Below are 24,244 nucleotides of genomic sequence, written 5' to 3'. Positions count from 1 at the left end.
GGGGGCCAGCGGGGCGGGGGGCGGGGGGCCAGGGAGGCGGGTCAGGGGCCGAGGATCCAGCCGCACTCGCCGGGGAGCCGGTCGGCCGCCTCAGGACCCCACGACCCGGGCGCGTAGGGCTGCACGCGCGGTGGTCGCTCCTGCAGCGGGGCGAACGCCGCCCACGCGCGGGCGAGCCCGTCGCTGCTGGTGAACAGCGACCGGTCACCGGTGAGGACGTCGTGCAGCAGCGAGACGTAGGGCGGCAGCGGGTCCCCGCCGGAGACGTCCGCGAGCTGCAGGACCGCGGTGCCCAGCCCCAGCGCGAGGTCCGGGCCCGGCTGCTTCGCGACCAGGCGCAGCTCGACCGCCCCCGAGCCGGACAGCGACAGGGTCAGCACGTTGCCGTGTCCGGGCACGTCGGGGACCGGGCCGTCGGGACGGCGCAGCACCAGGCTCACCCGCTGTTCGCTCGCGGCCATCCGCTTGCCGGTGCGCAGCAGGAACGGCACGTCCCGCCACCGGTCGGTGTCCACCCACAGCCGCGCGGCCACGAACGTGTCGGTGGCGGAGTCGTCGGCCACGCCGTCGAGGTCGGTGTAGCCCTCGAACTGGCCCAGGACGACCTCGTCCGGGTCCAGGGGGCGGAACGCGTCGAGCACCCCCTCGCGGGCGGCCACCAGGTCGCCGGGGGAGAGGCTGACCGGCGGCTCCATCACCACCTCGGCGGCGAGCTGGAACAGGTGGGTGACGAGCATGTCCAGCGCGGCGCCGGTGGCGTCGTAGAACTCGGCGCGCTGGTCCACGTCCAGCTCCTCGGGCACGTCGATCTGCACCTGGGCCACGTGCTCGCGGCTCCACAGGTGCTCGAACATGCCGTTGGCGAAGCGCAGCACGTGCAGGTCCTGGGTGCCCTCCTTGCCGAGGAAGTGGTCGATGCGGAATACCTGGTCCTCGTCGAGCACCGACAGGACGAGCTCGTCCAGCTCCCGGAACGAGGCGGGGGTGGTGCCGTACGGCTTCTCGTAGACGACGCGCGCGCCGTCGGTGAGGCCGTGCCGGTCCAGACCGCGGGTGATGCCCTCGAACGCCGAGGGCGGGACGGCGAGGTAGTGCACCACCTGCGGGTCGCCCCCGAGGTCCCCGCGCGCCTCGCCGAGGACGTCGAGCAGGCTGCCGGGGTCGTCCGGCCCGAACCCCCCGCCGGCGAAGCGCAGCCGCGCGGCGAAGTCCGCCCACCGGTCGTCGTCCGGCTCGGGGCCGAACTCGGCGAGCGCGTCGTGCACCAGGTCGGCGAACTCGGCGTGCGAGGTGTCCCGACGGCCGCTGCCGACCAGCCGCCAGTCCCGCGGCAGCAGGCCCTGCCGGTCGAGCTCGGCGAAGGCCGGCAGCACCATCCGGCGGGACAGGTCGCCCGAGGCGCCGTACAGGACGAAGACGGTGGGCGGGAGGTCGGGCACGCTGCTCCTCGGTCGGGCGGGACGCTTCCCCGCCGCTGTGCCCCGGTCGGGGGACGTCCACGCGTCGCCGCCGCGGGAGCCGGGTAGGCGGCGCCCGTGGCGGTGGTGATCGGGACGTCGGGCTGGCAGTACCGCGACTGGCGCGGCCGGCTGTACCCGCCCCGGCTGCCGCAGCGGCTGTGGCTGGAGCACCACGCGGCCCTGTTCGCCACGGTGGAGAGCAACGCCGCGTTCTACCGGCTGCCGGAGCGGCACACCTTCGAGGCGTGGCGGACCCGCACCCCGGTCGACTTCCGGTGGGCGGTCAAGGCCAGCCGGTTCCTCACCCACGTGCGGCGGCTGCGCGACCCGCAGGAGCCGGTGGCCCGCCTGATGGAGCGCGCCGCGGGGCTCGGCGAGCGGCTGGACGCCGTCCTCCTGCAGCTGCCGCCGACGCTGCGGGCCGACGCCGGCCTGCTGCAGGAGTGCCTGGCCTGCTTCCCGGCCGGCGTGCGCGTGGCGGTCGAGCCGCGGCACGACAGCTGGTGGACCGACGAGGTCCGCGGCCTGCTGGAGCGCTACGGCGCCGCGCTGTGCTGGGCCGACCGGGCCGAGCAGCCGGTCGCGCCGCTGTGGCGCACCGCCGGCTGGGGCTACCTGCGGCTGCACACCGGCGCGGCCGGCTGGGGCTACCCGCCGGAGGTGCTGCAGGTCTGGGCGGACCGGATCGCGGCCGCCTACGCCGACGACGAGGACGTGCTCGTCTACTTCAACAACGACCCCGGCGGCAACGCGGTCACCGACGCGGTGACCTTCGCCGGGGCGGTGCGGCGGGCCGGTCGGACGCCGACCCGCGTGCCGTCCCGCGAGCAGGCGACCGGGTCTGCCTGGACCGGGGAGGAGCGGCTGCCGGTCCAGCCGTCGTCGGAGGTGCCGTCCCCGCCGCCGTGACCGCCGGCCCGTTCGTCAGAGCGCCGCGGGGTCCTCCGCGTGCGCGACACCCAGGGCCCGCGCGGCCTGCCCGAGCACCGACTGCACCGCCAGGGTGTCGGCCAGCGGCATGACCGCGCTCTCGGTCCGGCCGGCCCGCAGGCACTCCGTCACCTCGGCGATCTCGTGCGCGTAGCCGGTGCCGGTGGGCGGCCGGTGGATCGTCTCCGGCTCGGCGCCGGCCCGGCTGAGCACGATGGTGTCGGGGTGGTGGAAGCGCGGCAGGACGTCGATCCAGCCACCGGTGCCCATCACCCGGGCCGCGCCGGGCGTGGGGTACCGCAGGGACGCCGTCAGCGTCGCCGACCGGCCGCCGTCGTACCCCAGCAGCAGTGCGGCCTCCGCGTCGACGCCGGTGGGGAACGTCGAGCCGGTCACGGACACGGTGTCCGGCGTCCCGAGCAGCATCTGCGCGAACGAGACGACGTAGACGCCGAGGTCCAGCAGCGCACCCCCGCCCAGCTCCAGGGCGAACAGCCGGTCGTCGGGGTCGTAGGTGCGGGCCACGCCCAGGTCGGCCTGCACAGAGCGGACCTCGCCGATGGCGCCGTCGGCCACCAGCTCCCGCAGGGCGACCACCGCCGGCTGGAAGCGGGTCCACATCGCCTCCATGACGAAGACGCCGGCCGCCCGGGCCGCCGCGACCACCTGCTCGGCGCCCTCGGGCGTGGCCGTGAACGCCTTCTCCACCAGCAGCGCCTTGCCGGCCCGGATCGCGGCGAGCGCGACCGCGGCGTGCTGGGCGTGCGGGGTGGCCAGGTAGAGCACGTCGACCTCGGGGTCGGCCAGGATCTCCGCGTACGAGCCGTGCGCGCGGGGGATGCCGTGCCGCCGCGCGAACTCCGCCCCGCGCTCGGCGGACCGGGAGGCGACCGCGGTCACCCGCGCGCCGTCGACGTGCGTGAAGTCGGGCAGCACGCTCTCGGCGATGCGGCCCGGCCCGACGATGCCCCAGCGGATCTCCGACGTCACCCGGCCGACGGTAGCGGCCCGCCGAAGCGCAGCAGGTTGCCGTCAGGGTCCACGTGCGCCCCCTCGCGGATCCCCCAGGGCCGGTCGACGGGTGCGCTCGTCCCCGGCACCGACGCCCAGGCGTGGCCCACCGCGTCGACGTCGGGCACGTGGAGGAACACCGCCACGACGCTGCGGGCCGGGTCGTGGTCGGGGGAGCGGACCAGGTGCAGCTCCAGCCCGCGCCAGGCGGCGAAGCCGTAGGAGTCGTCGTGCGCGCTCACGGTGAAGCCGAGGGAGGCGTAGTGCCGCAGGGCGGCGTCGAGGTCGCGCACGGGCAGGACCGGGCTGGCCCGGACCTCGGGCGTCGGATCGGTGGCCACGCGGCACACTGGCACGGTGGCCGTGCTGATCGACAGTCCCGTCTGGCCCTGGCGCGGCCGCCGCTGGTCGCACCTGGTCAGCGACGTCTCGCACGACGAGCTGCACGCCTTCGTCGCGGCCGAGCTGGGCATCCCGCGGCGGGCGTTCCAGGGCGACCACTACGACGTCCCGGAGGAGCTGCACGAGGTCGCCGTCGCGGCGGGCGCGGAGCCGGTGGGGTCCCGGGAGCTGCTCAGCCGGCTGTCGGCGGCCGGTCTGCGCCGGAAGAAGCGCGGCTCCTCAGCAGGGTGAGCTCGGCGCGCAGGTTGGCCCGCGCCCGCGGCGTCCACGCCGCGGCGACGGCCGGCAGCCGGTACAGCGTCTCCAGCCCGAGCAGGTGCTCCAGGACGGCGATCCGCCCGGCGGTGAACTCGTCGTCGGGGAGGTGGCCGTACTCCTCTCGCACCGCCGACGCGTACGCCGCGTAGGCGTCGGGCGGGCCGGCCAGCACGGCCAGGTCGGCGTCGCAGAGGACGGCGGCGTTCGCGTCCCCGGGCTCGGGGTCGTGCCCGGCGGTGACCAGTACCAGCCGGGCCACCTCCTCGACCCGCTCCTCGGGCACGAGGCCGCGCAGGCCGGCGCGGGCGCGCTCGGCGCTCACCTGCTCGTTGTCGCCGCGGCGGGGGTCGTAGACGACGTCGTGGTACCAGGCGGCCAGCCGGACGGCGGCCGGGTCGGCGGCCGCGGCCTCCAGCTGCCCCACGATGCCCAGGACGGCGGCCAGGTGCGCCAGGTCGTGGTAGCGGCGGTGCGGCTGGCTCCACGCGGCCACCACCGCCGCCCACTCGGTGCGGGAGGTGGCGGAGTCCCCGGCCAGCGCGGCCCAGGCGGCGGACCCGACGAGCTCCATCAGGCCACCCCGCACCGGCGCAGGGTGAGCAGCGCGAACGCCCGCGCCGCCGTCACGACCTCGGCCAGCGGCACCCGCTCGCCCGGGCCGTGCGCCAGGTGCAGGTCGCCGGGGCCGTGGTGCAGCGTGGGGATGCCCGCCGCCGCGTACAGCCGCAGGTCGGTGCCGGCCGCGACCGCCCGCTCGGGCGCCGGGCCGGCGCCGGCGTCGGCCAGCGCGGCGCGCATCTCGCCCAGCAGCGGCGAGCCGGCCGGCAGCTCCCCGCTGGCGAACGACCCGCCGGTCCACTCGACCGCGACCGGGTGCCCGGCCAGCCACGGGTGCCCGGCGCAGAACGCGGCCACGCGCTCCTCGAGCGCGCGCCGTGCCTCCGGGACCGGCTCCCCGAGGCGGACGCCGTAGCGCCCCTCGGCGACCAGCAGGTCGGGCACGGTGCTGGCCCAGTCGCCGGCGCGCACGGTGCCGATCGACAGGCCGTACGGGTAGCGGGCCTCACCGAAGCGCCGGTCCGCGCCGCGCTGCCGGTCGGCCTCGAACGCCAGCAGGTCGGCGTGCACCGCGGCGAACAGCTCCACCGCGCTGACCCCGCGGTCGCGGTGCGCGGCGTGCGCCGCGGCACCCGGGACCCGCAGCCGGAACGTCAGCGCGCCCGCGGCGGCGGTGACCACCGCACCGTCGGTGGGCTCGGGGATGACGCACGCCTCGCCGCGGTGCCCGCGCGCGAGGGTCGCCCAGGCGCCGAGGCCGCCGTCCTCCTCGCCGACGACGGCGTGCAGCGCCACCGGCCGGGCCAGCCGGACCCCGGCCGCCCGGATCGCCGCGAGCGCCGCCAGCGCGGAGACCAGGCCGCCCTTCATGTCGCAGGCGCCGCGGCCGTGCAGCGCGCCCCCGGCCACGCGCGGGACGAACGGGTCACCCGCCCACGAGGCCGGGTCCCCGGCCGGGACGACGTCGGTGTGGCCGCAGAACACCAGCGCGGGCACGCCGTCGTCGGCCCCCGGCAGCGTGCCGACCACGCCCCACGCCTCGTCCCGGTCCACCTCCTGGCCCGGGGCGTCCGGGGTGCTCGCGGCGGCGGCCAGGTCGATCGGCCAGCGGTCGACGTCGCAGCCCAGCTCCTCCAGCCAGCCGGCGACCAGGTGCTGGACCGCCACCTCCGCGGCCGTGCCGCCGACCGAGGGGACGGCGACCAGGCGGGCCAGGCGGTCGGTCGCCCACGCCCCGTCGACGGCGGACAGCACGCGGGCCTCGGCGGCGGTCGGGTCGGCCACCAGCGGAGTCTGGCACGCCCCGACCGGCGAGCCGGGGGGAGTGCGAGCCCGGAGCGGCCGGGCGCGGGTTAGCTTGCCCAGCGTGACGCAACCCCCTCCGCCTCCCGGCTGGTACCCCGACCCCGGTGGCAGCGGCGGCATGCGCTGGTGGGACGGCCAGGGCTGGACCGAGCACCTCCAGCAGCAGACGCCGCCCCCGCCCCCGCCGCCCGCGCCGACCCCGCCGCCGCCCCCGGTCCCGCCGGCCCCCGTGCAGCAGGCCCCGGCCCAGCAGGCGCCCGCCGAGCACGCCCCGCAGCACGCGCCCGCCGGCCGGGGGCCCTCGCTGTACGACCAGTCGGTCCTGCTCGTCTCGCAGAAGACCAAGCTGATCGAGCTGACCAACGAGTACGCCGTGATGGACGGCCAGGGGCAGCAGATCGGCGCCGTCGTCCAGGTCGGGCAGAGCGCGCTGAAGAAGGCCGCCCGCTTCGTCTCCAGCCTCGACCAGTTCCTGACCCACCGCCTGGAGGTCCGCGACTCCAGCGGGGTCCTGCTGGTGCTCACCCGGCCGGCCAAGCTGGTGAAGTCGCGGGTCATCGTGGAGCGGCCCGACGGCTCGCCCGTCGGCGAGATCGTGCAGGCCAACGTGTTCGGCAAGATCCGCTTCGACATGTTCGCGGGCGGCCAGCTCGTCGGGGCGATCCAGGGCGAGAACTGGCGGGCCTGGGACTTCGCCATCACCGACGCCGCCGGCACGGAGATCGCGCGGATCACCAAGAGCTGGGAGGGCCTGGCCCGCACGCTGTTCACCACGGCCGACCGCTACGTCGTCCACGTGCACTTCAAGCTCCCCGAGCCGCTGGCCAGCATGGTCATCGCCTCGGCGCTGACCGTCGACACCGCGCTCAAGCAGGACGACCGCGGATTCGGCTGACCCCGTGTCGCGGCCGGCCGGGAGGGGTAGCCTCGACGGTGTCCGGACCGGGCGATCTGTGTCCCCGGGTGCCAATTGGATACCGCCTTCGCGGACTACCGCCCCGGCCTCGGCCGGGGGCCTGGAGCCGCGTCGTGCTTCTCGCCGCGAGGCGACCAGCGCCCGGTCCGGACCCCGACGGCAGCCACGTCTGAGGCCCCTCAGGAGCACTCCTGGGGGGCCTCAGACGTCTGCGGTGCCGCCAGGACCGCCCGGTCGACCGATGCGCCGGCCGGCCCCTCAGCACGACCGTCGTCCCCGTCCAGGAACGACGACGCCGAGGAGCCGACCGTGTACAGCGCCTATCCCAACCCCGGGCTCGAGGCCGAGCTGGCCTACCGCCGCGAGGTCCTGTCCACCCTGGCCCGCGGGAGCCGCACCCGCCGCGGCCCCTGGCTGTCGCGGCGCCGCCGGCGGGCGGGCTGATCCGCGCCGTCGCGTCGGGGGGCCGTGCCACCATGCCGGGCGTGCCGCAGTGGGAGGACCGACCGCTCGTCGGCCGGGACGCCGAGCTGGCCCGGCTGCTGGAGGCCGTCGACCGGGCGGCCGCCGGCCGCGGGTCGGCGGTCCTGCTCGCCGGGGACGCCGGCGTGGGGAAGACCCGCCTGCTCGACGAGCTGTGCGCCCGCGCCACCGCCCGGGGCCTGCGGGTGCTGGCGGGGCACTGCGTCGACCTCGGTGACGTCGGGCTGCCCTACCTGCCCTTCGTCGACCTGCTGCGCCCGGTCGCGGCGGACCCGGCGGTCGCCGGGGCGCCGGCGGTGGCCGGGCTGCTGGCCGGGCGGGCCGGCACGCCGCCGGAGGCCCGCGCTGCGGGCGGCACGCCGGACCTGGACCGGCGGCTGCCCTGGCGCGCGGCACCGCTGCCGGCCGACGACGGGCGGCTGCAGCTGTTCGAGGGGGTCGCGGAGCTGCTCGCGGGGCTGGGCGAGGCCGCGCCGCTGCTGCTCGTGCTGGAGGACCTGCACTGGGCCGACGGCTCCAGCCGGGACCTGCTGCGGTACCTGCTCGCCCGCCTGGCCGACGAGCCGGTCGCCGTCGTGGCCTCCTACCGGGCCGACGACCTGCACCGGCGCCACCCGCTGCGGCCGCTGCTCGCCGAGCTGGTCCGGCTGCCCGGGGTCGAGCGGCTGGAGCTGCCCGCGCTGCCCGACGCGGCCGTCGGGCAGCTGGTCCGCGACCTGGCCGCCGGCGTCGCGGAGGCCACCGTCGAGGACGTGGTGTCCCGGGCCGAGGGCAACGCCTTCTACGCGCAGGAGCTGCTGGCCGCGGGCCTCGCCGGGGAGCAGCTGCCCCTCGGTCTCACCGACGTGCTGCTGGCCCGGGTGGAGCGACTCGGGGCGCCGGCCCAGCAGGTCCTGCGGGCGGCCGCGGTGGCCGGGCGGCAGGTGCGCCACGACCTGGTCGCCGCGGTCTCCCGGCTGGCACCGGCCGAGCTGGAGCCGGCGCTGGCCGAGGCCGTGCACTCCCACCTGCTGGTGGTCTCGCCCGACGGCCGCTACCGCTTCCGGCACGCGCTGCTGCAGGAGGCCGTGCTCGCCGACCTGCTGCCCGGCGAGCGGGTCCGGCTGCACGCCGCCGTCGCCGCCCACCTGGCCGCCGACCCCACCGCGGGCACCGCCGCGGAGCGCGCCCACCACGCCCGCGAGAGCAACGACCTGCCCACCGCGCTGACCGCGTCCCTGGAGGCGGCAGCCGACGCCGCCCGGGTCGGTGCCCCGGCCGAGCAGCTGCAGCACCTGGAGGCCGCGCTCGCCGTCTGGCCGGCCGTTCCCGACGCCGCCGAGCGGGCCGGCCGCGACCACCCGGCGCTGCTGCTGGAGGCCGCGGCCGCCGCGCGCACCGGCGGCGAGATGCCGCGGGCGGTGGCGTTCCTGCACGCCGCGCGCGACGAGCTCGACCCGGCGGCCGACGCCCTCCGGCTCGCCCGCGTGCACTACACGCTGGCCCAGGTGCTGGGCCGCATCGAGGACCAGGCGGCCGCGCACCGGGAGAGCGCCCGCGCGATGGAGCTGGCCCCGGCCTCCCCGCCGTCCGCGGTGCGCACCTGGGCCGCGGCCACGCACGCCCGCACCAGCTACGACCTCGACCGCTGGGCCGAGGGCGACGCCGCTGCGGAGGAGGCGCTGGAAGCGGCCGACGCGCTCGGGCTGGACGGCGCCTGGGCCGACACCGCCGTCACCCTGGCCCGGAGCCGGGGCGGCCGGGAGGTGGGGGCGCGGCTGGAGGAGGCCCTCGAGCGGGCCCGGCGCTCCGGCGACCGGGACGTCGAGCTGCGGGTGCTGTTCAACCTGGCCACCGTCCCCTGGGAGGCGGGCGACCTGGACGCGGCGCAGCGGTGGGTGGGCGTCGCGCTCGCCCGGGCCGAGGCCCTCGGGGTGCCGTGGCTGTTCTACGCCGCCGAGCTGCGCCACCTCGGCGTCGTCGCCCGGTACGTGACCGGCGACTGGGACGGCAGCCTGGCGCTGGCCGAGCAGCTGTCCCGGGTGCCGGAGATGGCCGCGCACGTGCGGGCCGCGGGGCTGCTCGTCCGGGTCGGGCGCGGGGACCCGGCCGCGGCCGAGCGGGTGACGTGGGCGCGGGAGATGGCCGCCCGCCTCGACGCGCACGTGCTGCTGATGCTGGCCACGGCCGGCCCGGCCATCGACCTCGCCGCACAGGCCGGTGACGCCGCCGCGGCCGCCGCCGAGGCCGACACCGCCGCCCGGCGGCTGCAGGCGCTGTGGGGCAGCAACCGGCTGGCGGTCGTCCGGCTGGTCGCGCTCGCGCTGGCCGCGGTGGGGGACGCGGCGGCGGCCGCGCGGGCGTCCGGCGACGCCGCGGCCGAGCGGGAGTGGGGAGCGCGCGGCGAGCAGCTGGCCGGGCACGCGCGGGCGGCGGCCGCGGACCACACCCGCGACGTCGGGCCGTACGGCGCCGAGGCTGCCGCGTGGCTGCGGCGCGTCGAGGCGGAGGAGCAGCGGCTGCGCGGGCACGACGCGACCGCGGCCTGGCGGGCCGCGGTCGACGCGTTCGGCTACGGCGACGTGTACGAGCAGGCCCGGTCGCGGCTGCGGCTGGCCGAGGCGCTGCTGGCCGCCGGCGAGCGCGAGGCGGCCACGGCCGAGCTGCAGCGGGTCGCCGACGTCGCGGTGCGGCTGGGCGCCGTCCCGCTGCGGGAGGCGGCCGCGGCGCTGGCCCGCCGCGGCCGGCTCGCCGTCGACCTGCCCGGGCTGGGCCGGGTGCCCGACGCCGCGGCCGTGTTCACCCCGCGGGAGGCGGAGGTGCTGGGGCTGCTCGCGCGGGGCCGCACCAACCGGCAGATCGGCGCGGAGCTGTTCATCAGCGAGAAGACGGCGAGCGTGCACGTCAGCAACATCCTGGCCAAGCTCGGCGCGGGCAGCCGCACCGAGGCCGTCGCGCTCGCCGCCGCCCGCGGCCTGCTCCCGACGGCCGACACCCCGGCCGGCTGAGGCGCGCCACCGGACCGGCGGTCGCCCCGTCGGCGGCTCCTGCGGCCGAGGAACGGCGACCCACACGGCCTCTTGCGGTGTTCCTCGTGCTCCTGCGGTGCTGCAGGACCGCGAGAGGACGGGAAACACCGCGAGAGCCGGCCCGTTGCGGGTCGAGCGCGTGCGTTGCGGGTCCTGCAGCACCCGCGGAGCGCGAGGTCGACCCGCAACGCGCTCAGAGCATCGTGCGGAGACGCTCCCGGCGGGCTCGCAGCACGTCGACCGAGGCGGACGCCGACGGCGGCCCGGGGACCTGCTGGCGCAGCTGCGTGTGCACCACGGCGTGCGGGGTCGACGTCTTCGCCGAGACGCGGCTGACCAGCCGGTTGATCTCCCGGCGCAGCTCGGCGGCGTCGCGCCACGAGCGGCCGGCGTCGTCCTCCTCCGGGTGGTCCTCGACGATCATGAAGTCGCCGTCGTCGGCCCGGTGGCTCTGTGCCACCCGCAGGCGCAGCTCGTCGTCGCGCTTGGCCAGCAGCTCCGCCGTCTGCGCGGGGGTGAGCAGGCCCGGGATGCCGAGGAAGTCGTCGTCCTCGGGGGCCAGCGCCACCGCGCCGGAGCCCTCGCCGGTGTGCGCCGTCCCGCTGTGCAGCACGTGGGCGAACCGGGCGTCGGCCTCCAGCGCCTCCCATTGCTTCATCTCGCCCTCGCGCGGCTCCCGCGGCGGCAGGTCGAGCTCCTCCAGCTCCTCGTCGGGCTGGGTGCGCGGCGGCGGCATGACGTGGTTGCGCTGCTCCTCCATGGAGGCGGCCAGCGCCAGCAGCGGCCGCACCGCGGGGAGGAAGACCGTCGCCGACTCGTGGGAGGCGCGGGCGCGGACCACGCGGCCGACGGCCTGGGCGAAGAACAGCGGCGTCCGGTAGGAGGTCATCCACGCCAGGACGGCGGCGCGCGGCACGTCGACGCCCTCGGAGATCATGCGCACGCAGACGGCGATGCGGGCCGACCCGGTGGCGAAGCGCTCGATCTTCTTCGACGCCTTGGGGTCGTCGGAGAGGATCAGCTCCGGGGCCTTGCCGGTCACCCGCTTGACGATGCGGGCGTAGGCGCGGGCGTCGTCCTGGTCGCTGGCGAGGATCAGGCCGGCGGCGTCGGGCATGCCGCCGGCCTCGCGCAGGTGGGTGATCCGGTCGTCCATGGCCGCGATGACGTGCGGCACCCACTGGCCCTTGGGGTCCAGCGCGGTGCGCCAGGCCTGCATCTCCACCGACTTGGTGCCGGCCTCGGTGAGCGACGCGGCCACCACCTCGCCGGCGGAGTTCCGCCAGCGCGCGGTGCCGGTGTAGGCGGCGAAGACGACGGGGCGGACGACGTTGTCGGCCAGCGCCTCCTTGTACCCGTAGGTGTAGTCGGCGCGGCTGACCAGGCCGCCGGCCTCGCCCTCGAACGTGTCCTCCTCGTAGCGGACGAAGGGGATGCGCTCGTCGGGCTTCGTGCGGAACGGCGTCCCGGTCAGGCACAGCCGGCGCGCGGCCATGCCGTAGGCCTCCTCGACCGCCTCACCCCAGGACAGGCCGTCGCCGGCGTGGTGCACCTCGTCGAGGATGACCAGCGACTTGACGGCGGTGGCGCGGGCGGCGTGCAGCATCGGCTTGCCGGCGACCTGCGCGTAGGTGGTCACGTAGCCCTGGGTGCCGGCGCGGACCGGGCCCACGGCGTTGGTCAGGTTCGGGTCGAGCACGATGCCCATCGCGTCGGCGGCCTCGGCCCACTGCAGGCGCAGGTGGTCGGTGGGGGCGACGACGACGACGCGGGCGACCTCGCGGCGCTGCAGCAGCCGGGCGGCCAGCGTCAGCGCGAAGGTGGTCTTCCCGGCGCCCGGGGTCGCGGTGACGAGGAAGTCCTTGGGGGACTGCTCCTCGTACTGGCCGAGCGCGGCCTGCTGCCACGCCCGGAGCGGCCGTCTGATGGTCTGCGGGGCGACCGCCTCCGCACGTGCTGCACTCCCCATGTCGGGGTCCATCCTGCCGTCCGGGGAGGAGACACGCCCAACCGGTCCTGGCTTGCGTGCCCGCCCGCCGACGACGTATGGCCCGGCGCCCGCGACGCGCTGAGCAGGACGTTCACCGCCGCGCCCGCCGGGGTGTGGCGAGCGTCATGCGGCAGCGGGACCGGTCCGTCCCGTCCCGCCGTCCCCACCGGCCCCTAGAGGTCGCGGCCGACCACGCGCAGGTCGGGCCGGGTCTCGATGCCGGCCCGCGGGTCGGGCACCGGCGGCAGGCCGGCGGCGCGGCGCAGCCGCTGCTCGGGGACGTCGAGCGCGGCCGCCAGCGGTCGCGCCAGCTCCTCGGAGATGAACGCCTCGCCGCCCTGCGAGAGCCGCTCCAGCACCTCGCGCGGCACGGTCCACCGGGAGCGGCGGGAGGCCTCGTCAACGGTGCGGCGCAGCTCCCACAGGCGCCGCCGCACCAGATCGGGGACACCGGTCATCGGTCCAGGGTAGGTCGGGGCGGCGGGCCGGGCATCTCCGCAGGACCACCCGGGAGCGGGAAGCCGTTGGCCCGGCGACGGTCTGCGGAGCTACTCTCGACCCGGCTCCTGGACCAGGCAGCCCCTCGGCGCGTCGACCCCGCGGGACACCCACCCGCCGCCGTCCGCGCCGGCCGCCCACCCCGTCGAGGTCCCCGCTGGAGCCGTCCGTGTCCGCCGTCGTCCCGCCCCGTCCCGCCCCCGCCCTGGCCGCCCGCCTGCGCGGCGTCGCCAGCTCGCCGGTCCGCGAGCTGCTCGCCCTGCTCGACCGGCCGCAGGTCATCTCCTTCGCCGGCGGCCTGCCCGCGCCCGAGCTGTTCGACGCCGACGGTCTGCGCGCCGCCTTCGCCACCGCCCTCGCCGGGGACCGCGCCCGCCGCAGCCTGCAGTACGCGCCCACGGAGGGGGACCCGCAGCTGCGTGCCCTGGTCGCCGAGCGGATGACCGCCCGCGGCCTGCCCACCGCCGCCGGCGACCTGCTGGTCACGACCGGCTCCCAGCAGGCGCTCACCCTCGTCGCCACCGCGCTGCTGGACCCCGGCGCCGTCGTCGCCGTCGAGGAGCCGACCTACCTCGCCGCGCTGCAGTGCTTCCAGCTGGCCGGCGCCCGCGTCGTCCCCGTGGGCAGCGACGAGCACGGCGTCGACCCGGACGCGCTGGCCGAGGTCGTCGAGCGGGAGCGGCCCGCGCTGCTCTACCTGGTGCCCACGTTCGCCAACCCGACCGGCCGCACCCTCCCCGCGCAGCGGCGCGCCGCCGTCGCGGAGATCGCCGCCCGGGCGGGGCTGTGGGTGGTCGAGGACGACCCGTACGGCGAGCTGCGCTACCGCGGGACGCCGGAGCGCCCGCTGGCGGCCGAGCCGGCGGGGGAGGACCGCGTCCTGTACCTGGGCAGCTTCTCCAAGATCGCCGCGCCGGGGCTGCGGATCGGCTGGCTGCGCGCCCCGGCGTCGCTGCTGCCCGCCCTGACCGTGGCCAAGCAGGCCGCCGACCTGCACACCTCCACCGTCGACCAGGCCGCGGCCGCCGCGTGGCTGGCCGCCACGGACGTCGAGGCCCACGTCGCCCGGCTGTGCGCGGCCTACGTGGAACGGCGCGACGCGATGATCGCGGCCATGCCGGCGACGCTGCCGGACGGCAGCGCGTGGAGCGACCCGGACGGCGGGATGTTCACGTGGGTGCGGCTGCCGGGCGACGTCGACACCGCGGAACTCCTCCCGCGCGCGGTCGCCGCCGACGTGGCGTTCGTCCCGGGCGCGCCGTTCTTCGCCGGCACCCCGGACCGGGCCACGCTGCGGATGTCGTTCACGACGAACACCCCCGAGCAGATCGCGGAGGGCATGGCCCGGCTCGCCGGGGTGCTCAGGGCAGGGGCCGCACGAAGCTGACGCGGTCCAGCCCCGGGCCGTCGTAGTCGGAGTGCACCGGGACGCCGTCCTCGGTCCGGTCGCCCGGCTCGAGCACGAAGCCCAGGCGCGTGTGGAAGGCGATCGACGCCGCGTTGGTCGGGCTGGTGATGCAGCGGACCTCCCGGGCGCCGCACCCGGCCATGGCGCTGCAGAACGCCTCGTACAGCCGCCGCCCCAGGCCGCTGCCGCGCCGGTCCGGGTCGACGCCGACGAAGTGGACGTAGGCGCGGTCCGGGCGGTCGGGGGAGCGGAAGCCGACGAGGAACGCCGCCACCCGCCCGTCGCCGTCCTCGACGATCGTGCTGGTGCCGGTGACGTGCTGGAACCACAGCCGGGGCAGCAGCAGCGTCCGCTGCAGGTCGCCGGACTCGCCCCCCAGGTGCCCCCACCACACGCCGAGCGTCGCCTGCACGCGCGGGTGGTCGGCCTCCGTGGGGTGGCGGGCGGTGAGTCCGTCAGGGAGGTCCAGCAGGTCCACGGGGTCGGGCGTCGTCACGCCGCCGACCCCACCACCGGGCGCGCATCGCCGTCCACCGGGTTCCTGGCCGACAGCGTGCACGAGGGTGCAGCGATCGCCGTCGGAGCTGCACCTCAGCGCACACCGTCGGCCGGGCGGGGCTCAGTCGGCGGGCTCGTCCACCCAGTCGGGGCCGTTGACCTCGCCCGGGCCGGCCAGGTCGTCGGCGTCGACGATCGTGTACGCGTAGCCCTGCTCGGCGAGGAAGCGCTGCCGGTGCGCGGCGTACTCGCTGTCGAGGGTGTCGCGGCTGACCACCGTGTAGAAGTGCGCCTGCCGGCCGTCGGCCTTGGGGCGCAGCACCCGGCCGAGGCGCTGGGCCTCCTCCTGGCGCGAGCCGAACGTGCCCGACACCTGGACGGCGACCGCAGCCTCGGGCAGGTCGATCGAGAAGTTGGCGACCTTCGACACCACGAGCGTCTTGATCTCCCCGGCGCGGAAGGCGTCGAAGAGCTTCTCCCGCTCGCGGTTGGTCGTCGAGCCCTGGATGACCGGGGCGTCCAGCGCGCGGCCGAGCTCCTCGAGCTGGTCGAGGTAGGCGCCGATCACCAGCTTCTGCTCGTCGGGGTGCCGGTCCAGCACCCGGCGGATCACCGGCAGCTTCGACGTCGCCGTCGCCGCGATCCGGTACCGCTCCTCGGGCTCGGCGACGGCGTAGGTCATCCGCTCCTCGTCGTCGAGGGAGACCCGCACCTCGATGCACTCCGCCGGGGCGATGTAGCCCTGCGCCTCGATGTCGCGCCACGGCGCGTCGTAGCGCTTCGGGCCGATGAGGGAGAAGACGTCGTCCTCCCGGCCGTCCTCGCGCACCAGGGTCGCCGTCAGGCCCAGCCGGCGGCGGGACTGCAGGTCCGCGGTCAGCCGGAAGATCGGCGCGGGCAGCAGGTGCACCTCGTCGTAGACGATCAGGCCCCAGTCCTGCGCGTCGAACAGGTCCAGGTGCCGGTACTCGCCCTTCCGGCGGGTGGTGATCACCTGGTAGGTCGCGATGGTGACCGGGCGGATCTCCTTGCGCTCGCCGGAGTACTCGCCGATCTCCTCCTCGGTGAGCGAGGTGCGGGCGATGAGCTCGCGCTTCCACTGCCGGCCGGCGACGGTGTTGGTCACCAGGATCAGCGTGGTCGCCTTGGCCTCGGCCATGGCCGCGGCGCCGACCAGCGTCTTGCCCGCGCCGCAGGGGAGGACGACGACGCCGGAGCCACCCGCCCAGAAGCCCTCGACCGCCTCGGCCTGGTAGTCGCGCAGCTGCCAACCGGACTGGTCCAGCTCGATCGGGTGCGCCTGGCCGTCGACGTAGCCGGCGAGGTCCTCGGCCGGCCAGCCGACCTTGAGCAGCGCCTGCTTGAGCCGGCCGCGCTCGGAGGGGTGGACGACGACGGTGTCGGTGTCGATGCGGGCGCCGATCATGGGCGCTACCCGCTTGGAGCGGACGACCTCCTCCAGCACCGCCCGGTCGGAGGAGGTGAGCACCAACCCGTGCACCGGGTTGTTGACCAGCGTCAGCCGGCCGAAGCGGTCCATCGTGTCGGCGACGTCGACCAGCAGCGCGTGCGGCACCGGGTAGCGCGAGTAGCGGACCAGCGCGTCGACGACCTGCTCGGCGTCGTGCCCGGCGGCGCGGGCGTTCCACAGCGCCAGCGGCGTCACCCGGTAGGTGTGCACGTGCTCGGGGGACCGCTCGAGCTCCGCGAACGGCGCGATGGCCGCGCGGCACTCCTTGGCCAGCGGGTGGTCGACCTCGAGCAGGAGGGTCTTGTCCGACTGGACGATCAGGGGGCCGTCGCTCACGGGCGCGTCTTCCTCCAGGTGTCGGTCGTGCGAGGGGGCGGGCGCCGCGGCGCACCGGACTGTCCAAGGTAACGCCGGGAGGCGACAGGTCCTTCCTCAGCGGCGGGGGCGCCAGCGCTTCCAGTGGGCGACGGCGGTGGCGCGGGGCTTGCCGTCCCACTCCAGGGCGACGTCGACGGTCATCTCCGCCTCGGACGCCTCGGTGACGACGGCCAGCAGCGACACCGGCTCGGTCAGCGGCGCCGGCCGCAGGTAGCGCACGTCCAGCCCCGCGGTCACGTACGGCAGCGCCGCACCCGGCAGCGGGCCCCAGCCGCGCACGTCGGCCTCGTGCACCACCGCGGCCGCGGAGTGGCAGTCCAGCAGCGTCGAGATGATCCCGCCGTTGAGGTACCCGAGGCCGTTGTCGTGCTCCGGCCACGGCCGGAACTCTGCGACGACGCCGTCCGCGCCCGGGGTGCTGCGCAGCCGCAGCCCCCGCGGGTTGGCCGGCCCGCACCCGAAACAGGTCAGCTCGGGCAGCAGCCGCTCCTGGATGCTCACCGGACCGGTCACGCCCGCACCTCCTCGTCGTCGACCAGGGCGACCGAGGTGATCCGGTGGACGGCGAAGGTGCGGGTCTCGCCGCGGCCCTCGTCGAAGGCCTGCAGGAACCCCCCGCCCAGCGACACCGGCTGCACGACCCGCTGGCTGCCGCTGCCCTGCGCGTCCACGTAACCCAGCCACACCGGCACGCCCGCCCGCACCGCCCGCGACAGCAGCTCCAGCGTCCCCGCGGTGGTCACCCCCGGCACCTGCCGGACCGCCTCGCCGCGGCGGGCCGACAGCGCGGCGTCCCCGGCCCGGATCTCCCGGACGGTCGCGACCAGCTCGGCCTCGGTGAGCGGCCGGGGCGCCGCGGTGGTCGCCGTCGTCGCCTTGCGGCCCAGCGCGCGCGGGCGGGCCGGCGGCCGGGTGAGGACCGCGCCCCCGGAGGACTCCCCGGCCGGCGCGTACCCGGCCTCGCGCAGCACCGTGAGGACCTCGTCGGCGCCCAGCCCGCTGACCAGCACCCCGGGCGCGAGCCGGCGCAGCTCCGCGGCGGCGGCCCGCCGGTCGTTGAGCACCTGGGAGAGCAGGCCGTGGTCGTCGGAGCGGACGTAGCTCTCGATCGAGCCGACGCGCAGCCGGCCGTGCTGGCGGGCCACGTCGTCGACCAGGTAGTCCAGCGCCTGCGGCACCGGCGTCCGCGAGGCGCGGGCGAAGAAGTCGTGCAGGTCGGCGGCCGACCAGCCCGAGTCCAGGGCGCGGCGGACGCTGCCCTCGGAGACCCGGAAGACGGTCGCCCCGCCGGAGGACTCGACATCGGCGACGACGGCGAGGGTGTCGGCGAGCTCGGCGACCAGCGGTCCGGGCGCGACCAGCGACAGGTCGGGCTGGGCGAGCACGTGGTCGACCGGCTCGGGCAGCAGCCCGCGCATGCCGTCGGCCGCGCCGTCCTCCCCGGCCGTCAGCAGCCCGCGCCCGCCGGTGGACAGGACGCCGCCCACCAGCACGCCCAGCCGGGTCGCCTCGTCGAGCATGCCGGGCACCGGCGCCAGCCGGTCCGCCCGCCGCGGGGTCCGCCAGCGCAGCAGCTCCACCAGCGCCTCGGGCGCCAGCCCCGCGCCGCGCGGGTGCTCGGCCAGCACGGCGAGCGCGCCGCGGCGGATCCCGGCCGCGGTGTGCCGCACCAGCTCCGGCGACAGCGCGTTGACGGCCTTGCCGGCGACGTCGCGCTGGCCGACCAGCGAGGGCAGCCGCGTGCTGTCCAGCCAGCCGCCGGCCAGGGTGGCCCAGCGGTCGGCCAGGTCCTGCTCGCGCCACACGTCGTAGGCGCGGGTGGGCAGCCACTCGTCGCGGTGCGGGCCGCCGACGTCGAGCAGCCCGGCCGCGTGCGCGAGCTCCAGCAGCCAGCCGGCGTCGGCCTCGTCCACGTGCAGGGTGCGGGCGATCCGCTTCTGGTCCCGGACGGCGACGCCACCGCTGCGCAGCAGGCCCGCCGGCTCCTCCTCCAGCAGCGTCAGCAGCTCACCGACCCGGCCGATGCTCTCCAGCGCCGCGCCGGCCGCGCGCCGGTCGAGGGTCGCGAGGTCGCGGGTCACCACCTCCGGCTCCGGGCGCAGCCGCGGCGGGCCGTAGGGCCGGTCGCCGCGCAGCAGCAGCCCGACCTCCCGCGGCAGCTCCACGTTGAGCGCGTCCACCCGGGCGAGCAGGCCGCGCTGCAGCAGCCGCCGCGCCGGTGTCCCCGGCCCCGCGGGGCCGTCGGGCAGGTGGCCCACCGGCCGGCTGCCCGCCAGCCGTTCCAGGACCTCCCGCTCCTCGGGGTCCAGCTCCGCGACCGCGGCGGGCAGGTCCGCGGGCAGCGCCAGGCGCAGCTCACCCGCCCGCCGTCCCAGGCCCGCGGGGTACCGGACGGCGCGGCGCACCGGCTCCGGGGCGTGCAGGACGTCGTCGCCCCACAGCAGCGCGCGGTCGGTCAGCGCCTCGATCGCGGCACCCACCACGTCCTCGGGGACGTCGGGCAGGGCGCCGACCAGCTCGGCGGCCTCCACGCCGTCGGTGGGCGCGAGCAGGACCACGTCGAGCACCTGCAGCGTCGCCGCGTCGAGCTCGTCGAGGGCCCGGTCGACCGACACCGGCACCGCCAGCCGGCTGGCCAGGGCGACGACGTCCGACGGCGCGGGCCGGGCGACGTCGGGTCGGGCGGCGAGCAGCGCGGCCACCTGGGCGTCGCTGCGGGTGCGCAGCCAGGCCGACAGGGTCGCGGGACGTTCGGCGGGCATCCGGTCCACGGTACGGCGCCTGCGACGATGGCCGCGTGCAGCCCGCCGCCGACGACCCGGCCACCGTCGCCGCGCTGGCCGCCTACCGGGGCGGGGCACTGCGGTGGGTCTCGGGCGGCGTCCTGGCCGCCGTGCTGGGCGTCCTCGCCGGCGTGGCCCTGGCCGCGGTGGCCTCCGGCACCGGCCGGCGGGTACCCGTCGCCGGGCTGGTCGTCGTCGCGCTGCTGCTCGCCGCACCGCTGGCCGTCGGCACCGGGGTGGGCTCGCTGCTGCGGGCGCGCCGCTGGTCCGCGGCGCTGGCCGCCGGCCCCTGGCGGCCGGGTGTGCTGCGGGTGGCCGGGGCCGCCGTCCTCTCCTTCGAGCCGGCCGGCCCCGACCAGCCCGCCCCGGTGCGGTGGCGGCTGGAGAGCACCACGGTCTGGCGGGTGCGGATGGTGCAGCGGCTCGACGGCACCGACGTCCGCGCCGTGCCCGCGGGCGCCGGGGAGTGGGTGTTCACCGCCGACGGGATGGGCACCCTGTTCGGGGCCCGCGAGCCCCGCGGGCGGCGCTGACCGCCGCCGGCCGGTGTCGCGTGCGCCCCGCGGCGGCCGGTCGGGGAAGATGTCGGCGAGGGCGCACCCGCGTGCGCACACGGACCACGGAGGCGACATGGCCAAGCGCAACCCCAAGCAGGCGCACCTGGTGGAACCCACCTGGGGGCAGTCCGAGGACGCCGGCCCGCCGGTGACCGAGCTGATCAGCGAGATGGCGGGCTCGCTGTCGCCCTTCGGCGAGGACCACAGCTTCCCGCTGCCCCCCGAGCGGCTGCGGTACGCGCACCCGACCGACAAGCCCAACCGGGCCGGGATCATGGCCGGGGAGCCCCGCAAGAAGCGCTGAGCACGACGGCCGGCCGGCCCTCTCCCCGGGGGCCGGCGCCGGCCGGGTCACGGCCGCCCGGGAGCTCCCGGGTCCACGCGGCAGTCGGCGACCAGGGCGCGGTGGTCCGACAGCGGCAGCCGCACGGCCTCGCCGGTCCCCAGCGCGGTGACCGGGCCGCGGGCGAGCAGGTGGTCCAGCTGCCGCGCGGGCGCCTCCACCGGGAAGGTGGGCGCCGAGGCCAGGGCCCGCAGGCCGCTCACCCGCCGGGCCTGCCGCGGGTCCATGTTGAGGTCGCCCATGACGACCAGCGGCTCGCGGGTCCCGGCCAGGGACCGCAGCAGCCGGCGCAGCTGGAGCACGTTCCAACCCGGCACGAACGACAGGTGCGTGTTCGCCACGGTGAAGTGCCCGTGCGGACCCTCCAGCACGGCGGCGACGGCGACCCGCGGCTCGTCCCCGACGACCTTCGGCGCGCGGGCGCCGCGGAACCACACCGGCACCCGCGTCGGCAGCGCCGGCAGCCGCACCACCCGCCAGGAGACCACCGGCAGCCGGGACAGCAGCGCGATGCCGTAGCTGGCCGAGCCGGGCTGCTCGTCGCCGGTCGCGGCCATCCACGTCCCGCCGGGGGTGCCCGACAGCGCCGCCACGAACTGGTGGTCCACCGCCCCCATCGCCTCGGCCGCCACCGCCGTCAGGTCGGCGTTCAGCGACCGCGGCTGGTCGCGGTCCACCTCCTGCAACCCCAGCACGTCGGCGTCGAGCGCCTTCACCGCGGCGGCGAGGCGGTCGACGTCGACGCGGTCGTCGGCGGGGGAGCGGCCGTGCAGGATGTTGAACGTCGCGATGCGCACCGCGTGCCCATGCCCCGTGCCGGGCGCTCCCTACCGTGCGTGGCCCGGGGCGCAGCGGGTAGCAGGTCCGGGTGCAGCCCGACGACCGAGACGAGATCCGTGACCTGCTCAAGCGCACCGCCGTCGCCCTGAAGGAGGGCGGGGTGCCCTTCGCGCTCTGCGGCGGCTACGCGGCGTGGGTCCGCGGCGCCCCGGAGCCCGACCACGACGCGGACTTCCTCGTCCCGGCAGCGGAGTCCGAGCGCGCGGCCAAGGTGCTGGCCGAGGCGGGGCTGCAGGTCGCCGACCCGGCCGAGGACTGGCTGACCAAGGTCGTGCAGGGCGACTCGTTCGTCGACGTCCTGTGGCGGGTGTGCGGCTCCCCGGTCGAGACCGACCTGATCGACCGGGCCGAGGACAAGCCGGTCCTCTCGGTGCACATGCCGGTGCTCGCCGCCACCGACATCGTCGTCACCAAGCTGATGGCCCTCGACGAGCACTACTGCGACTTCGCCCGGATGCTCCCGGTCGCCCGGGCGCTGCGCGAGCAGGTCGACTGGGCGCGGGTCGCCCGCGACGTCGCCGGCAACGACTTCGCCGTCGTCTTCCTGCAGTTGCTGGGCCGGCTCTCCATCGTCGACGTCCCGGCCGGGGACTGAGCGCACCGGAAAGGCGTTCTCCCGTCCCGGCCGGCGCCGACTAACCTGGACGGGAGGGCGGCCGCCGTGCCGCGCGCCGGCGACCGCCGGCCCGACCGCGACGTGACTGAGGGATCGACGTGCCGACCGGCAGAGTGAAGTGGTTCAACCCGGAGAAGGGCTTCGGCTTCCTCTCCCGCGAGGACGGCCCCGACGTCTTCGTGCACCGCGACGCCCTCCCCGCGGGCACCGAGGAGCTCAAGCCCGGTCAGCGCGTCGAGTTCGGCATCGTCGCCGGCCGCCGCGGCGACCAGGCGCTGCAGGTCCGCGTGCTGGACCCGCTGCCGTCGGTCACCGCCGCCCACGCCGCCGCCACCCGCAAGAAGCCCGACGAGCTGGTCCCGATCATCGAGGACCTCATCAAGCTGCTCGACGACGTCTCCGAGGGCCTGCGGCACGGCCGGCACCCCGACCGGGCGCACGCCCGCAAGGTCGGCACCGTGCTGCGTGCCGTCGCGACCGACCTGGAGCACTGAAAGGACCCCCTCCCTCCCCGCCCCTGGGAGGGGGCCGTTCCAGGCTGCTCGGGCGCGGTCGGCTGCCGGTTGCTACTCGGCGCGGATGAAGCCGATCGGCCAGGCGCCGGAGAACTCGCCGCAGTCGGTGCCCTTGTCCTCGACGACGACCAGGTAGAACGCCGCCGGGACGACGTCGGAGCTGCTGATGCCGTCGAAGCTGCCGGCGCCGTCGCCCACCGGGACCTCGCCCAGCTTCTCCTGCAGCTGGTCGTCGAAGACCTGCACGCTCCACCCCTGCTCGGCGACCGCGTCGGGCACGGTGAGGCGGATCGGCGAGTCGGGGGAGACCTCGATGATCGGCGGCGTCACCGACGCGTACTGCTGCCGCTCGCCGCCCAGGCAGTACTGCGTGGGGTCGACGCTGACGTCCTGCGGGCCCACGGTGACCTGCACCGAGGGCGGGGCGTCGGGCTCGTCGTCGCCGCAGCCGGCGAGCAGGGACAGCAGCGCCGCGGACCCGGCGAGCGCGCGCCTCACGGCGCCCACTCCGGCGCCGGCTCCGGGCCGCGCTGCTGCCGCTGACGGCCCCACAGCACGACGCCGACGGCGAGCACCAGCAGCGCCGCCGCGACGGTGAAGCCCAGCCAGCCGATCGGCGGCAGCGCGATGCCGAGCGCGCCGCCCACCACCCAGGCCAGCTGCAGCATCGTCTCCGACCGGGCGAACGCCGAGGCCCGCTGCGAGTCCGGGACCTCCCGCTGGATGATCGCGTCCAGCGACACCTTGCCCAGCGCGTTGGCCACCGCGGACACGGCCGCGACGAGGGCGGCCATCGCGAAGCCGTAGAAGACGGCGGCCAGCACCGTGACGCCGGCGGCGACCCCGGCCGACACCAGGACCATCCGGTCCGGGCTGACGGTGTGCAGCCGCGAGCCGACGGCGGTGCCCAGCACGCTGCCCACGCCGGCGGCCGCGGCGATGCCGCCCAGCGCCAGCGTGGCCTCCCAGCCCTGGGCGGTGGCCTTCACCAGGAAGGCCGCGAAGATCGTGAGGAAGCCGCCCAGCCCGCGCAGCGCCGCGTTCGCGCGCAGCGCCACCACCACGTGGGGGCTCACCTGCCGGCGGCGACCGCCGGCGGTGTCCTGCGGCGTCGTCGTGAGGACGTCGGCGGGTTGCTCGCCCGCCGGCACGTCGACGTGCGCGGGCAGCCGGATCGCCAGGACCCCGGCCGCCGCGAACACGACGGCGGTGCACCACAGCTCCGGCGGGAAGCCGAACGCCCACGAGACGCCCGCGGCCAGCGCGCCGAACACCCCCGCGGTCAGCAGCCCGAACACCGACGTTCGCGAGTTCGCGCTGGTCAGCGACATGGCGCCGGGCAGCACCCGTGGCAGGACGGCGGCCCGCAGCACGTTGTGCGCCTTCGACAGCACCAGCACGCCCAGCGCCGCGGGATACAGCAGGAAGTCGTCGAAGTGCGCGGCCATGACCAGCGCCAGCAGGGCCCGGCCGAACGAGCAGGCGGCCATCGCCCAGCGCCGGCCGCGCTGCATCCGGTCCAGCAGCGGCCCGATGACCGGCGCGACGACCGCGAACGGCGCCATCGTCACCAGCAGGTAGAGCGCCACGTTGCTGCGCTGGGCGTCCCCGGCCGCGGCGAAGAACAGCGTCCCGGCCAGCGACACGGCGATCATCGCGTCGCCGGCGGCGTGCATGGCGTTGGTCCACAGCAGCTGCGTGAGACCGCTCTCCGCCGCGCCGTCGGCCCGGCTCGCGGCGCGGACCCGGCGCACCGCCGCGCCGGTCAGCTCGCGGCTGCGTGCCACCGCCACCCGGGTGACGGTGGCCCGGGGCGGGGGCAGCGACCCGGCGGGCTCCGTCGCCGCGCCCGAGGTCACCTCGGTCGGGGCTCCCGCCGCGGGATCCTCCCCCGGCAGCACCGCCGTCCCGTCCGCGGCCGCCGGGCCCGGCCACCCCGCCGCGGGCGGGGCCTCGGGCGGGTACGCGGCCGGCGGGTAGGCGGCGGGCGGGTAGGCCGCCGGGGGGTGGGCGGGC

General features: G+C 77.1%; 24 protein-coding genes. 10 read left to right on the top strand and 14 right to left on the bottom strand.

The features are described from left to right. Nucleotides 1-41 precede the first annotated feature (41 nt). On the bottom strand, nucleotides 42-1,439 hold the full coding sequence (locus tag ACI781_RS17870) for a glucose-6-phosphate dehydrogenase (protein ID WP_456567475.1): 1,398 nt from the start codon (nucleotides 1,437-1,439) through the stop codon (nucleotides 42-44). A 96-nt stretch (nucleotides 1,440-1,535) separates the two neighbouring features. Between ACI781_RS17870 and ACI781_RS17865 the strand changes: the two genes are divergently transcribed. Further along, a complete protein-coding gene (locus ACI781_RS17865) occupies nucleotides 1,536-2,369 on the top strand; it encodes a DUF72 domain-containing protein (protein ID WP_456567474.1) in 834 nt (277 codons plus the stop codon). A 15-nt stretch (nucleotides 2,370-2,384) separates the two neighbouring features. On the opposite strand, the gene ACI781_RS17860 is transcribed toward ACI781_RS17865, so the two are convergent. Together ACI781_RS17860 and ACI781_RS17855 are read right to left on the bottom strand one after the other, a co-directional pair. Continuing rightward, nucleotides 2,385-3,380, bottom strand: coding sequence for a Gfo/Idh/MocA family protein (locus tag ACI781_RS17860; RefSeq protein WP_456567473.1), 996 nt, complete (start codon nucleotides 3,378-3,380; stop codon nucleotides 2,385-2,387). Beyond that, complete coding sequence (locus ACI781_RS17855; RefSeq protein ID WP_456567472.1) at nucleotides 3,377-3,742, bottom strand: bleomycin resistance protein; 366 nt, start codon at nucleotides 3,740-3,742, stop codon at nucleotides 3,377-3,379. Before ACI781_RS17855 ends, ACI781_RS17860 begins: the two co-directional genes overlap by 4 nt. Before the next feature lie 16 nt (nucleotides 3,743-3,758). Between ACI781_RS17855 and ACI781_RS17850 the strand changes: the two genes are divergently transcribed. After that, complete coding sequence (locus ACI781_RS17850; RefSeq protein ID WP_456567471.1) at nucleotides 3,759-4,034, top strand: DUF4031 domain-containing protein; 276 nt, start codon at nucleotides 3,759-3,761, stop codon at nucleotides 4,032-4,034. Here ACI781_RS17850 and ACI781_RS17845 read toward each other — a convergent pair. Both ACI781_RS17845 and ACI781_RS17840 read right to left on the bottom strand, forming a co-directional pair. Beyond that, on the bottom strand, nucleotides 3,976-4,632 hold the full coding sequence (locus tag ACI781_RS17845; RefSeq protein WP_456567470.1) for an HD domain-containing protein: 657 nt from the start codon (nucleotides 4,630-4,632) through the stop codon (nucleotides 3,976-3,978). The two genes, ACI781_RS17850 and ACI781_RS17845, sit on opposite strands and share 59 nt — an antisense overlap. Continuing rightward, complete coding sequence (locus ACI781_RS17840) at nucleotides 4,632-5,903, bottom strand: ArgE/DapE family deacylase (protein WP_456567469.1); 1,272 nt, start codon at nucleotides 5,901-5,903, stop codon at nucleotides 4,632-4,634. Before ACI781_RS17840 ends, ACI781_RS17845 begins: the two co-directional genes overlap by 1 nt. An 82-nt stretch (nucleotides 5,904-5,985) precedes the next feature. Here ACI781_RS17840 and ACI781_RS17835 point away from each other — a divergent pair, with 82 nt between their 5' ends. The 3 genes from ACI781_RS17835 to ACI781_RS17825 all read left to right on the top strand — a co-directional run bounded on the left by ACI781_RS17835 (nucleotide 5,986) and on the right by ACI781_RS17825 (nucleotide 10,310). Further along, entirely contained in the window at nucleotides 5,986-6,819 is an 834-nt protein-coding gene (locus ACI781_RS17835) for a phospholipid scramblase-related protein (RefSeq protein ID WP_456567468.1), read from the top strand. 330 nt (nucleotides 6,820-7,149) lie between these two features. Beyond that, on the top strand, nucleotides 7,150-7,284 hold the full coding sequence (locus ACI781_RS17830) for a hypothetical protein (protein WP_456567467.1): 135 nt from the start codon (nucleotides 7,150-7,152) through the stop codon (nucleotides 7,282-7,284). A 32-nt stretch (nucleotides 7,285-7,316) separates the two neighbouring features. Further along, nucleotides 7,317-10,310, top strand: a complete 2,994-nt coding sequence (locus ACI781_RS17825) for an ATP-binding protein (protein WP_456567466.1) — start codon at nucleotides 7,317-7,319, stop codon at nucleotides 10,308-10,310. A gap of 214 nt (nucleotides 10,311-10,524) precedes the next feature. Here ACI781_RS17825 and ACI781_RS17820 read toward each other — a convergent pair whose 3' ends face one another. Both ACI781_RS17820 and ACI781_RS17815 read right to left on the bottom strand, forming a co-directional pair. Beyond that, nucleotides 10,525-12,300 (bottom strand): DEAD/DEAH box helicase, encoded by a 1,776-nt coding sequence (locus tag ACI781_RS17820; protein WP_456567465.1) that lies wholly within the window; start codon nucleotides 12,298-12,300, stop codon nucleotides 10,525-10,527. A gap of 194 nt (nucleotides 12,301-12,494) precedes the next feature. Continuing rightward, entirely contained in the window at nucleotides 12,495-12,779 is a 285-nt protein-coding gene (locus ACI781_RS17815) for a hypothetical protein (RefSeq protein ID WP_456567464.1), read from the bottom strand. Nucleotides 12,780-12,988: 209 nt separating this feature from the next. Here ACI781_RS17815 and ACI781_RS17810 point away from each other — a divergent pair, with 209 nt between their 5' ends. Beyond that, nucleotides 12,989-14,206, top strand: coding sequence for an aminotransferase-like domain-containing protein (locus ACI781_RS17810; RefSeq protein WP_456567463.1), 1,218 nt, complete (start codon nucleotides 12,989-12,991; stop codon nucleotides 14,204-14,206). On the opposite strand, the gene ACI781_RS17805 is transcribed toward ACI781_RS17810, so the two are convergent. The 4 genes from ACI781_RS17805 to ACI781_RS17790 all read right to left on the bottom strand — a co-directional run bounded on the left by ACI781_RS17805 (nucleotide 14,181) and on the right by ACI781_RS17790 (nucleotide 19,336). Next, the gene (locus tag ACI781_RS17805; protein ID WP_456567462.1) at nucleotides 14,181-14,723 is read right to left on the bottom strand and encodes an N-acetyltransferase family protein; all 543 of its coding nucleotides are present in this window, start codon (nucleotides 14,721-14,723) and stop codon (nucleotides 14,181-14,183) included. The two genes, ACI781_RS17810 and ACI781_RS17805, sit on opposite strands and share 26 nt — an antisense overlap. 123 nt (nucleotides 14,724-14,846) lie before the next feature. Next, on the bottom strand, nucleotides 14,847-16,532 hold the full coding sequence (locus tag ACI781_RS17800) for a DNA repair helicase XPB (RefSeq protein WP_456567461.1): 1,686 nt from the start codon (nucleotides 16,530-16,532) through the stop codon (nucleotides 14,847-14,849). 96 nt (nucleotides 16,533-16,628) lie between these two features. Further along, on the bottom strand, nucleotides 16,629-17,087 hold the full coding sequence (locus tag ACI781_RS17795) for a PaaI family thioesterase (RefSeq protein WP_456567460.1): 459 nt from the start codon (nucleotides 17,085-17,087) through the stop codon (nucleotides 16,629-16,631). Then, the gene (locus ACI781_RS17790) at nucleotides 17,084-19,336 is read right to left on the bottom strand and encodes a helicase-associated domain-containing protein (RefSeq protein ID WP_456567459.1); all 2,253 of its coding nucleotides are present in this window, start codon (nucleotides 19,334-19,336) and stop codon (nucleotides 17,084-17,086) included. Before ACI781_RS17790 ends, ACI781_RS17795 begins: the two co-directional genes overlap by 4 nt. 35 nt (nucleotides 19,337-19,371) lie before the next feature. Here ACI781_RS17790 and ACI781_RS17785 point away from each other — a divergent pair, with 35 nt between their 5' ends. Both ACI781_RS17785 and ACI781_RS17780 read left to right on the top strand, forming a co-directional pair. Beyond that, nucleotides 19,372-19,890: a hypothetical protein gene (locus ACI781_RS17785; RefSeq protein WP_456567458.1), complete on the top strand. Its 519-nt coding sequence runs from the start codon at nucleotides 19,372-19,374 to the stop codon at nucleotides 19,888-19,890. Nucleotides 19,891-19,987: 97 nt separating this feature from the next. Continuing rightward, entirely contained in the window at nucleotides 19,988-20,218 is a 231-nt protein-coding gene (locus tag ACI781_RS17780; RefSeq protein ID WP_456567457.1) for a hypothetical protein, read from the top strand. A gap of 47 nt (nucleotides 20,219-20,265) precedes the next feature. Here the strand turns inward: ACI781_RS17780 and ACI781_RS17775 are convergent, their stop codons facing one another. Further along, nucleotides 20,266-21,054 (bottom strand): endonuclease/exonuclease/phosphatase family protein, encoded by a 789-nt coding sequence (locus ACI781_RS17775; protein ID WP_456567456.1) that lies wholly within the window; start codon nucleotides 21,052-21,054, stop codon nucleotides 20,266-20,268. A gap of 71 nt (nucleotides 21,055-21,125) precedes the next feature. On the opposite strand from ACI781_RS17775, the gene ACI781_RS17770 reads away from it, so the two are divergent. Both ACI781_RS17770 and ACI781_RS17765 read left to right on the top strand, forming a co-directional pair. Continuing rightward, a complete protein-coding gene (locus tag ACI781_RS17770) occupies nucleotides 21,126-21,692 on the top strand; it encodes a hypothetical protein (protein WP_456567455.1) in 567 nt (188 codons plus the stop codon). 119 nt (nucleotides 21,693-21,811) lie between these two features. After that, the gene (locus ACI781_RS17765; RefSeq protein WP_425330367.1) at nucleotides 21,812-22,207 is read left to right on the top strand and encodes a cold-shock protein; all 396 of its coding nucleotides are present in this window, start codon (nucleotides 21,812-21,814) and stop codon (nucleotides 22,205-22,207) included. Between the two features lie 72 nt (nucleotides 22,208-22,279). On the opposite strand, the gene ACI781_RS17760 is transcribed toward ACI781_RS17765, so the two are convergent. Next, a complete protein-coding gene (locus ACI781_RS17760; protein ID WP_456567454.1) occupies nucleotides 22,280-22,726 on the bottom strand; it encodes a DUF2771 family protein in 447 nt (148 codons plus the stop codon). Further along, a partial coding sequence (locus ACI781_RS17755) for an MFS transporter (RefSeq protein ID WP_456567453.1) occupies nucleotides 22,723-24,244 on the bottom strand: 1,522 nt, incomplete at its 5' end. The genes ACI781_RS17755 and ACI781_RS17760, both read right to left, overlap by 4 nt.

Source organism: Blastococcus sp. SYSU D00695 (genome assembly GCF_054050555.1).
The sequence above is the reverse complement of the archived record's forward strand: the minus strand, read 5'-3'. Positions and strand labels throughout refer to the sequence as shown.

Bases quoted from the DNA above. Each gene is read 5' to 3' on its own strand.
- ACI781_RS17845 (WP_456567470.1), bottom strand. From the start codon at position 4,632: ATGGAGCTCGTCGGGTCCGCCGCCTGGGCCGCGCTGGCCGGGGACTCC.
- ACI781_RS17825 (WP_456567466.1), top strand. From the start codon at position 7,317: ATGCCGGGCGTGCCGCAGTGGGAGGACCGACCGCTCGTCGGCCGGGAC.
- ACI781_RS17820 (WP_456567465.1), bottom strand. From the start codon at position 12,300: ATGGGGAGTGCAGCACGTGCGGAGGCGGTCGCCCCGCAGACCATCAGA.
- ACI781_RS17815 (WP_456567464.1), bottom strand. From the start codon at position 12,779: ATGACCGGTGTCCCCGATCTGGTGCGGCGGCGCCTGTGGGAGCTGCGC.
- ACI781_RS17790 (WP_456567459.1), bottom strand. From the start codon at position 19,336: ATGCCCGCCGAACGTCCCGCGACCCTGTCGGCCTGGCTGCGCACCCGC.
- ACI781_RS17780 (WP_456567457.1), top strand. From the start codon at position 19,988: ATGGCCAAGCGCAACCCCAAGCAGGCGCACCTGGTGGAACCCACCTGG.